The organism is Pseudoduganella ginsengisoli, from assembly GCF_009720865.1.
Classification (GTDB): domain Bacteria; phylum Pseudomonadota; class Gammaproteobacteria; order Burkholderiales; family Burkholderiaceae_D; genus Rugamonas; species Rugamonas ginsengisoli.
The window spans coordinates 167,810-175,938 of record NZ_WNLA01000008.1; the positions used below are offsets into that span (position 1 = coordinate 167,810).

Sequence of the window (8,129 nt, forward strand, 5' to 3'; positions counted from 1 at the left end):
CCCTTTATTTGACCGTCAAGACAACGCGCGCCACGGGATTCAGCCAGCGGTACGCCGTGTTATCCAGTGCGCTCGGGCCGCCCGGCGCGCTGCCGACGATGCCGCGATGGATATGCACAAAGCCTTCCTTGGTGGCGTTGGCAAAGCCGGTGGCGTTCGGGTTGATGTTGGAGGCCAGTTTGCCGGTGGCGTCGTTGAGGAAGGCCGGGAAAATCATGCCGGGCTGGTTGATGCCGCCGGCCGCCGCCATTTTTTCATCGTTGGCTTCCGTGCCCGCATCGTAGGCGGTCACGTCATACGTATACGTGCCGGGCGCCGCAGGGATGTCGATGGCATTGAGCGCCATGAAGCCGTCGTTGGTCGGAACCATCATCGCCAGCACGGTCAGCTGCGTGTTGGCAGTGCCGGCGCCGCCCGTGAAGGTCGCTGTGGTCGTGCTGCCGCCGGGCTTGAGCGGACCATTGTTTGGATTGACGATCTTGCTGGCGCCGGCAGGCAGCAGCGCCTGCACGCCCGTGGTGTCGCCAGCCTCGGCAACGCTTTGGATTTGCACGCTGGCCGCCGTGCCTTCAGTGAAGGACTTGAAGCTGTTCGGGTGGGCGCTGACGAGGAAGGGCGTCATCCACGTGGCGCGCGTCAGGTTCGTGATGGTGACGGTCAGGTCGGCTGCGAACAGCGTGGGGGCGGCAAGCATCAATGCGCCGGCAAGGGTGGCGTGCAAAGGCAGGCGGCGGGAAGTTTTTCGTGTCATGGGTAATGTCTATGTTTTGGTTGTTTGGGTAAATCCTTTCCTCGTCATGCAACGAGTTGTGGTTGTGTCGGACGGGGCCATAAGTCCTTACACGATTCATAAAAAAAATTTCGGGCAAGCGGCCTTTACGCAGGGCTCGCCGCCCACCTATTCAATCGCATGGCACGTGTCTGCCAGCGGGCCGTGGCTGGCCGCGCCGGGCCTCTTCGAAAGAGTCAAGAAAAGCCTTTGCCTCTGGCGTTGGAAATAAGGCGGCTTCACAATAAGTCGGCTTCGTTGTAATTGCTTGAATTCGCGTTCAATTTTCTGTTGGCCTCAATAGAATCGAGACCGGCCAGCGCGTAAGGCATATTTTTGTGAATGTGAGAATGTGTGAATCTTTATTTAATTCAACCTGATATTCTGCACCACTGTCAGCTTTCAATTCGATCGGTTCAGAACGGTCGGATCAATATAAAAAGCCATAAAGGGGGGTAAGGTTTTTCCTATATTAACTGCCTACCATAGGGGATTAAATTGCAATCAGCTATTCTTACACTGGGTTTCGCTGCAGGTCTGACTTTCACTTCAGTGGTATCTGCTCAACAGGTGTCTTATGCATATGATAGTTACTCCGGAATCCAGGTGAAACTTGAAAACCTTCACGATGGCACACGGGTAACCAATTTGACTAACGGTGAATCGGTTGTCGTCGAAGGGCGCTTTGCCGGCGTACTTTCAGACCAGCAGTATGCGAAGATGATGCGCATTAAGCGCGAACAAAAGGCAAGGCGATTGCTCAAGGATGACGAGCAGTCGGCAACGATGGCCGCGCAGCCAGGTAGGGTGAGCGCTAGTGGCGTGACAGCAATCTCAACGCAGTGCTCCGGCACTTATAGCGTCAATGGTGCAACCGGCGGGTGGAGTTCCCCGCTTTGTTACCTGAATAATTCAACTGCCGTGTCGTTGTCAGGTAGTGCCATCAGCAGTATCAACAAGAGCCTTTCAGTTACCCTGTATCGTAACATTGACTTCTGGCCTGACCAGTCGTATGGAACCAAGACGTTCACTGCAACTTCTCAGGGCGCTGTTCTATCGGGTAGTTGGAGTTCTGTGCAAGCTGGTGCTTATTATTACCTGGATTTCAGCACTGCTTACAATGGCATTTCCGTCTATGGCAACTTCGCAATGATACAGTGACGGGTTTAAGCTGACATTATCTTTCACCTGGCCGTCTGCCAGCGTTGGTTTGCGGTACTGCCAGTCGCCAGGTGAATTTTAAAGTGGATTTATTAAGAATTTTAAATGCCGATACTTCATGCATTCTGGGTCCCTGATCGCCCGGCATCTTCCGAAATTCCGAAATGCGAGACTCTGGCGGGAGTATATTCGTCCTGATGTCACTGAAAGCGAGAAAATGGGAAGAAACAATTCTCGCCACTCCTATCGTGAGACAACCTCTGGAAGTTTCTCTAAAACTTGATGTGCTGCATTTACATGCTGGCGGAACTCTCAGGGACGTCGATAACACTGCAAAGCCAGTTATGGACGCTTTTAATGGCCACCTGTACCAGGATGATAAACAGATACGCGAGCTGGTTTTTCGCTCGCTGCGCCCTCTCATGGGACACTGTTCGTGACGCGTTCAAGCAAGTTTAACTCCATCTCGGGGAATGCATTTCAAGTGGAGAAACAACAAAGGCTTACATCCAGTGAATGTAAGCCTTTGATATTTGCCGCGAATTCTGGTGGGAAGCACAAGTTTCGAACTTGTGACCCCTGCAGTGTGAATGCAGTGCTCTACCCCTGAGCTAGCCTCCCGTTGAGTGCACGCATTATAGCGCATAGCTCCCGTTTGTAAAAGGGTAAAACCTGTTTTCTTAGCCTCCGCCTATCCCTTCCGTGACTTTACCGCTGCCGCCACATTCCGGGCATGCCTTACCGTCCCGCGCCACGCCCGTCCCGCCACAGGCCGGACACACATCTTCCCCCGTCCCCGGCGTGCAGGGCGCAGCTTCATCGCCGGCGTTTAATTCGTCTTCCTGCTTTACTGTCGAGTCAGTCATTTGATGCTCCTTGCCGCACTAAATTCCTGACCTTACCCGCGATCCGGCATGCGGGTCTGCGTTCTGCCTCACACAGGCCGGCATCGTGCTGCGCAACCTGTTCAACTGCGATAACCATTTACCGTCCGCATTGGGCCCGGCGGGCGGCATCCGGATGAGCAGATCAATGCGGCGGTGCGGGCCACTTACCGCTTTGAACGCCGCACCCAATAAAAAACGGGCGCAACCAGTGCGCCCGTTAGCAGGAAGAGGGAGGCGATTATTGCAGCAGCGACAGCACCAGCGACGACTGGCTGTTGCTCTGCTTGAGCATGGCGGTACCGGCTTGCAGCAGCATCTGGCTCGACATCATCGTCGCGCTTTCACCCGCGTAGTCAACGTCCATGATGCGGCCGGAAGCGTTTTTCGTGTTGTTGACCATGTTGGACAAGTTTTTAAACACATGGTCCAGGCGGTTGGCGGCGGCGCCCAGTGCCGAGCGCACATTCGACACAGCTTCAATGGCCGTGTTCAGCGACGTGATCTGGTCGTTTGCGCTGTCAGCCGTAGCGATGGCCGTGCCGTTGCCGGCGCCGACCGTGCCGTCCGATGCAAAGACGTGGCCGGCATTGGTCGCCGTCAGGGCGGTATGCATCGTCGTCAATTGCGTCGACAAGTCTTGCGTCATGACTTCCGACGCTGCCGAGCCGATCTGGAAGTTGATCGCCACCAGGAATTTGCTGTCGGCTTTCGACGACAGCAGCGTGGTGCCGCCAAACGACGTGTTGGACACAATGTTGGTCAACTCATCCGTCAGCGCATCATATTCTGCCTGCATCGCGGTACGGTCAGGATCGGTGGCCGAGCCGTCCGCTGCCTGCGTTGCCAGGTCTTTCATGCGCACCAGGATCGACGTGGTTTCATCCAGCGCGCCGTCGGCCGTCTGGATCATCGAGATCGAATTCTGCGTATTGCGCATGGCCATATCCATACCGCTGGTCTGGGCACGCAGGCGCGTTGCGATTTGCAGGCCCGCTGCATCGTCCATCGCGCTGTTGACGCGGTAGCCAGTACCCAGGCGGGTCATGGAAGTGGACAGGCGGCTGTTGGTGCGGGAAATCGAATTTTGCGCGGACAGCGTGGCAGCGTTGGTGTGGAGGCTCAGCATTTTTAAAGCTCCTGTTAGCGATTTTGTGTTTTGGCAGAGACGTTTCAGTGCCCTTCAATCTCACAAGACGACCATTGCTGCAGGGCCATTAAATTGCTGCGCGAAACATAAATAAATTCAATTTGTACGCAAAACCCGATAGGAAAATTCCTATCAGTCTTGTCAGATTGTCGTGGACACTTTGCGTTCCACGATGACATAGTGTTTTTTCACAGGTTCCAGCACGTCGAAAACGCCCTTGAAACCGGCTGGTATCACCAGTGCATTGCCCGGACCTGCTTCCACGGCATGTCCGTGTTCATCGGTCAGGCGGCAGCGGCCTTCCGTGACGAAAAAGAATTCATCTTTGTTATCCGGGAAGGCGATACGCCAGCTGCCCACTTCGCAAGCCCAGATCCCGGCATCGACTTCGCCGCTGGTATTGGTGAAATGGTTCCACGTGGTGCGCAGTGGGTTGCCGGACAGGCGCCGGTCTTCGCGCGGATGGTCAAAGGCTGGCTGCGTGGTCATGGCGGAAAAGTCGGTGATGGATGGCATGGCGGTTGGCAAAGTGGAAGAGGGCGGCATTGTAGCGCGCCGCCCGGCTGCGAGGCGGGCGGCAGCCGCTACGCTGGCTATTCCGCGCACCAATTCAACGCTTTTTCCTACACTGGGGCATCCGAAACGCATCAAGAGGTGGGTCATGAACATCACGAACGGCGCATCGCTGTCCCCTTGGCTGGACAGTACCGGCTTGCCGGAATTTCCACCGATGCCAGGCGATTTGCATACGCAAGTGTGCGTCATTGGCGGCGGCATCGGCGGCCTGACTGCCGCTTACCTGCTGGCGCGCGAAGGCAGGCACGTGGTGCTGATCGATGCGCTGGGTATCGGCGCCGGTGAAACCGGCCGGACGACGGCGCACTTTTTTCCTCCGGACGAATGGTACCGGGGCATCGAAGCGGGCTTTGGCACCACCCAGGCAAAGCTGGTGGCGGACAGCTTTAAACAGGCAGCCGGCCTGGTGGAATCCATCGTCCGCAGCGAACAAATCCACTGTGCGTTTGAACGGGTCGATGGCTACCTGTACGCGCTGCCGGAAAACGGCTTCCAGGACCTGGGCCATGAATATGATGCGGCGCTGCGGGCCGGCGCCGATGTCGCGCTGCTGCAGCGCGCGCCCGGCGTCAGCTTTGATACGGGCCCCTGCGTGTGCTTCCACAACCAGGCGCAGTGCCATCCGCTGCGTTACCTGGACGGGCTGGCTGAAGCACTGCTGCGGCATGGCGGACGCATTTATTGCGGTGTACGCGCCCACGCCATCGATGGCGACAAGGCAGTGCAGGTGGTGCGCACGGACCATGGCGACATTTATGCGCAGGCCGTGGTGGCCGCCACCAATACGCCGTTTAACAACCGCGTCGTCATGCATACCAAGCAGGCGGCCTACCGCACCTATGTGATTGCATTGCGCATTCCCCGGGACGCGCTGCCGCACGTGCTCCTATGGGACACGGGCGACCCGTATTACTACGTGCGCGTCCATGCGCCGGACGGCGCGGACCATGATTTGCTGATCGTGGGCGGCGCCGACCACAAGGTAGGGCAGGATGACCATCCGGAACACCGCTACATCGAACTGGAGCGGTGGGCGCGGGAACGGTTTGCCATGGCGCAGCAAGTGGAATACCGCTGGTCGGGCGAAGTGATGGAACCAGCGGACGGGCTGGCTTATCTGGGCCGCAATCCCATGGACAAGGACAATGTCTACGTCATCACGGGCGATTCCGGCAATGGCATGACCCATTGCACCATTGGCGCCATGATCGTCAGCGACCTGATCATGGGACGCGACAATCCGTGGGTGGAGCTGTACGACCCGGCGCGCAAGGTCGTGCATGGCTTGCCGGACTTTGTGGCGGAGCAAGCCAATACCCTGTCGTATTACGCGGAATGGGCGACGGGCGGCGAAGTCGAGTCCGCCGCGGAAATTCCGCCGGGCCAGGGCGCCATCGTGCGGCAGGGCGTGCACAAGCTGGCCGTGTACCGCGATACCGGCGGCGGATTGCATGCGCTGTCGGCGCGCTGCACGCACCTGGGCTGTGTCGTGCACTGGAACGCGGGCGAGCGCAGCTGGGATTGCCCGTGCCATGGGTCGCGCTTCGATACGCAGGGTGCCGTGCTGCATGGCCCGGCAGTATCGGCGCTGGCACCCGCGGCATTGGACAGCGGCGCGGGATTGCCGCCATCGGGACCAGCCGATACGGGGAAATCCGCAGAGCTGTAACCCCCGCAACAAAATGTAATTGTTACCGTGTCTTATAAGGGGGCTGATTAAGATCAATCATCACAATGATTTTTCTGGAGGCGCAGTGAGCTACAGCATCCTTACCCAATATGCGGGCTTGACGAACAGTGAAATGACTACCGCCACGCCGCTGCCATTGTCGGTATATAACCCGGGCAATGGCGCGACGTCTGTGTTTGATTATGCGGCCTTGTATCAGGCGGACTATGCCGGCGCTGCGAATCACGCCGTGTTCAGCTGGCATGGTGAAGCGGGCGCGGTTTATTCCATCACGTCCGGCAGTTATGCTGACCCGGCATTGTTGATGGTATTCGACAGCTACGGCAATCCCATTGCCGAAGATGATGGCGGCGGCGCCAGGGGCAGCGACCATGTGAGTTTTGTCGCACCGTATTCCGGCACCTACTACGTCGATGCATCGTGGGTGCAGGGGGCGCTCAGCAGCCAGCAAAAGGTATCGCTGGGCATCCTGGAAGACCTGGGCAGCAATAAAGTCGTGGTGACGGCAGGCACGGCGCGCGGCGACCAGCTCGACGGCACGGCGGGCGATGACGACATGTATGGCATGAGCGGCAATGACTCACTGTTCGGCGGCCGGGGCAATGATTTCCTCGATGGCGGCTGGGGCACGGATTCCGCGTATTACCTGGGCAGGCACAGCGACTATGCAGTGGCCAAGGATGGCGATGGATTCCGCGTGACGGATAAGGTCGGCACGGAAGGCAGCGATTTACTGGTCAATGTGGAACGGCTGGACTTCAGCGATGTCAGCGTGGCGCTTGATATCGATGGCGCCGGCGGCCAGGCGTACCGGCTGTACCAGGCGGCATTCAACCGCGCGCCGGATAAGCCCGGGCTGGGCTACTGGATCGCTCAGCTGGACCATGGCGCCAGCTTGACGCAAGTGTCGCAGGCATTTGTCGATTCATCCGAGTTCATTGCCAGGTACGGCGCCCATGCTTCCAATGAAAGCATCGTCAACAACTTGTACTGGAACGTGCTGCACCGCGCGCCGGAAAAGGCGGGCTACGATTACTGGGTCGATGTCTTGAACGGCCACCACGATTCGCTGGCCAATGTGCTGGCAAACTTTAGCGAAAGCCAGGAAAACTATGCGCAACTGGTGGGCGTGATGAGCAACGGCGTGGAATATCAGCCGTACGGCTGAGCGGGCAAGATGGGGAGCCGGCGCAATGCCGGCTCCGCTGGTTGAGTTAGTGCAGTGGGCGGTTACGCAGCCAGTCCGTGGACCAGCCAGTCTGGTCCGGCTCACCGGAAAAGTCATACACACAAAATACGCGTTCGTCGAACGCGGCGACCAGGACAAAATCGCTGCCTTCAAAGTCCGGTTGCATCATCAAATTCAAATACGCTTCGTCCGCCATCGCCAAATCCGACGTCGTGGTTTCCGTCCACGCCAGGCGCTCGCCGGTCATGGTTCGGACATAGATATGAAAATGTTCTTGTTGCTGCATAGCTATTCACCAAATGAAGGAGGGCAGTCCTCCATGCTATGCGTTCTGGCGCGTGCTGAAAAGAGGAGATTCAACTGTGTGCCAGTCTTTTAAGCAGAATTTTCCAGTTTTCTTGTGAATCCATTAAAAAATGTGGCATTGGGCGTACGTTGCTCGGCAGAATAGATTCTCGACCGTTAATCATGCGTTAAAGATAAGGTTGAGTCGCTGGAAATTCAGGTGCCTGCATGCGGGACCGCCAGCGGCCTCCTTTTTGCGGAATAAGTATCCGCAAAGCATTTAGTTGCCGTTCCGCTAAACTTTTTTAATAACTTCCGGATACCTAGTTCGATAGCGGGGGCAAAGCCCGCCGCGAGCTAAATTTTGCCCAAAAGGCAACTTAATCCAGCCCATATGGGTGCGGCTTTACTGGGAGTTTTTGAAA

At 57.3% G+C, this 8,129-nt stretch carries 9 protein-coding genes and 1 tRNA gene; 4 read left to right on the top strand and 6 right to left on the bottom strand.

Annotation, left to right across the window (positions count from 1 at the left end):
* Positions 1 to 4: 4 nt before the first annotated feature.
* Positions 5 to 751, bottom strand: coding sequence for a spondin domain-containing protein (locus GM668_RS14320; RefSeq protein ID WP_155439634.1), 747 nt, complete (start codon positions 749 to 751; stop codon positions 5 to 7).
* Positions 752 to 1,267: 516 nt separating this feature from the next.
* On the opposite strand from GM668_RS14320, the gene GM668_RS14325 reads away from it, so the two are divergent.
* Positions 1,268 to 1,930, top strand: coding sequence for a hypothetical protein (locus tag GM668_RS14325; protein WP_170305640.1), 663 nt, complete (start codon positions 1,268 to 1,270; stop codon positions 1,928 to 1,930).
* Positions 1,931 to 2,127: 197 nt separating this feature from the next.
* Complete coding sequence (locus tag GM668_RS31740; protein WP_170305641.1) at positions 2,128 to 2,370, top strand: RusA family crossover junction endodeoxyribonuclease; 243 nt, start codon at positions 2,128 to 2,130, stop codon at positions 2,368 to 2,370.
* A gap of 106 nt (positions 2,371 to 2,476) precedes the next feature.
* On the opposite strand, the gene GM668_RS14335 is transcribed toward GM668_RS31740, so the two are convergent.
* The 4 genes from GM668_RS14335 to GM668_RS14350 all read right to left on the bottom strand — a co-directional run bounded on the left by GM668_RS14335 (position 2,477) and on the right by GM668_RS14350 (position 4,510).
* Positions 2,477 to 2,551: transfer RNA gene (locus GM668_RS14335), tRNA-Val, on the bottom strand.
* A gap of 59 nt (positions 2,552 to 2,610) precedes the next feature.
* Positions 2,611 to 2,796 carry a hypothetical protein gene (locus GM668_RS14340; RefSeq protein ID WP_155439637.1) on the bottom strand — a complete coding sequence of 62 codons (186 nt, stop codon included), beginning with the start codon at positions 2,794 to 2,796 and terminating at the stop codon, positions 2,611 to 2,613.
* A 259-nt stretch (positions 2,797 to 3,055) separates the two neighbouring features.
* A complete protein-coding gene (locus GM668_RS14345) occupies positions 3,056 to 3,943 on the bottom strand; it encodes a flagellin N-terminal helical domain-containing protein (protein ID WP_155439638.1) in 888 nt (295 codons plus the stop codon).
* A gap of 162 nt (positions 3,944 to 4,105) precedes the next feature.
* Positions 4,106 to 4,510 carry a cupin domain-containing protein gene (locus GM668_RS14350; protein ID WP_371868703.1) on the bottom strand — a complete coding sequence of 135 codons (405 nt, stop codon included), beginning with the start codon at positions 4,508 to 4,510 and terminating at the stop codon, positions 4,106 to 4,108.
* Between the two features lie 115 nt (positions 4,511 to 4,625).
* On the opposite strand from GM668_RS14350, the gene GM668_RS14355 reads away from it, so the two are divergent.
* Positions 4,626 to 6,209 carry an FAD-dependent oxidoreductase gene (locus GM668_RS14355; protein WP_155439639.1) on the top strand — a complete coding sequence of 528 codons (1,584 nt, stop codon included), beginning with the start codon at positions 4,626 to 4,628 and terminating at the stop codon, positions 6,207 to 6,209.
* A gap of 85 nt (positions 6,210 to 6,294) precedes the next feature.
* The gene (locus tag GM668_RS31195; protein ID WP_155439640.1) at positions 6,295 to 7,398 is read left to right on the top strand and encodes a DUF4214 domain-containing protein; all 1,104 of its coding nucleotides are present in this window, start codon (positions 6,295 to 6,297) and stop codon (positions 7,396 to 7,398) included.
* Positions 7,399 to 7,444: 46 nt separating this feature from the next.
* Here the strand turns inward: GM668_RS31195 and GM668_RS14365 are convergent, their stop codons facing one another.
* Positions 7,445 to 7,705, bottom strand: a complete 261-nt coding sequence (locus tag GM668_RS14365) for a hypothetical protein (protein ID WP_155439641.1) — start codon at positions 7,703 to 7,705, stop codon at positions 7,445 to 7,447.
* Between the last annotated feature and the right edge of the window lie 424 nt (positions 7,706 to 8,129).

Coding starts and splice junctions, on each gene's coding strand:
- GM668_RS14340 (WP_155439637.1), bottom strand. CDS start 2,796: ATGACTGACTCGACAGTAAAGCAGGAAGACGAATTAAACGCCGGCGAT.
- GM668_RS14365 (WP_155439641.1), bottom strand. CDS start 7,705: ATGCAGCAACAAGAACATTTTCATATCTATGTCCGAACCATGACCGGC.
- GM668_RS14355 (WP_155439639.1), top strand. CDS start 4,626: ATGAACATCACGAACGGCGCATCGCTGTCCCCTTGGCTGGACAGTACC.
- GM668_RS14320 (WP_155439634.1), bottom strand. CDS start 751: ATGACACGAAAAACTTCCCGCCGCCTGCCTTTGCACGCCACCCTTGCC.
- GM668_RS14345 (WP_155439638.1), bottom strand. CDS start 3,943: ATGCTGAGCCTCCACACCAACGCTGCCACGCTGTCCGCGCAAAATTCG.
- GM668_RS31740 (WP_170305641.1), top strand. CDS start 2,128: ATGTCACTGAAAGCGAGAAAATGGGAAGAAACAATTCTCGCCACTCCT.
- GM668_RS14350 (WP_371868703.1), bottom strand. CDS start 4,510: ATGCCGCCCTCTTCCACTTTGCCAACCGCCATGCCATCCATCACCGAC.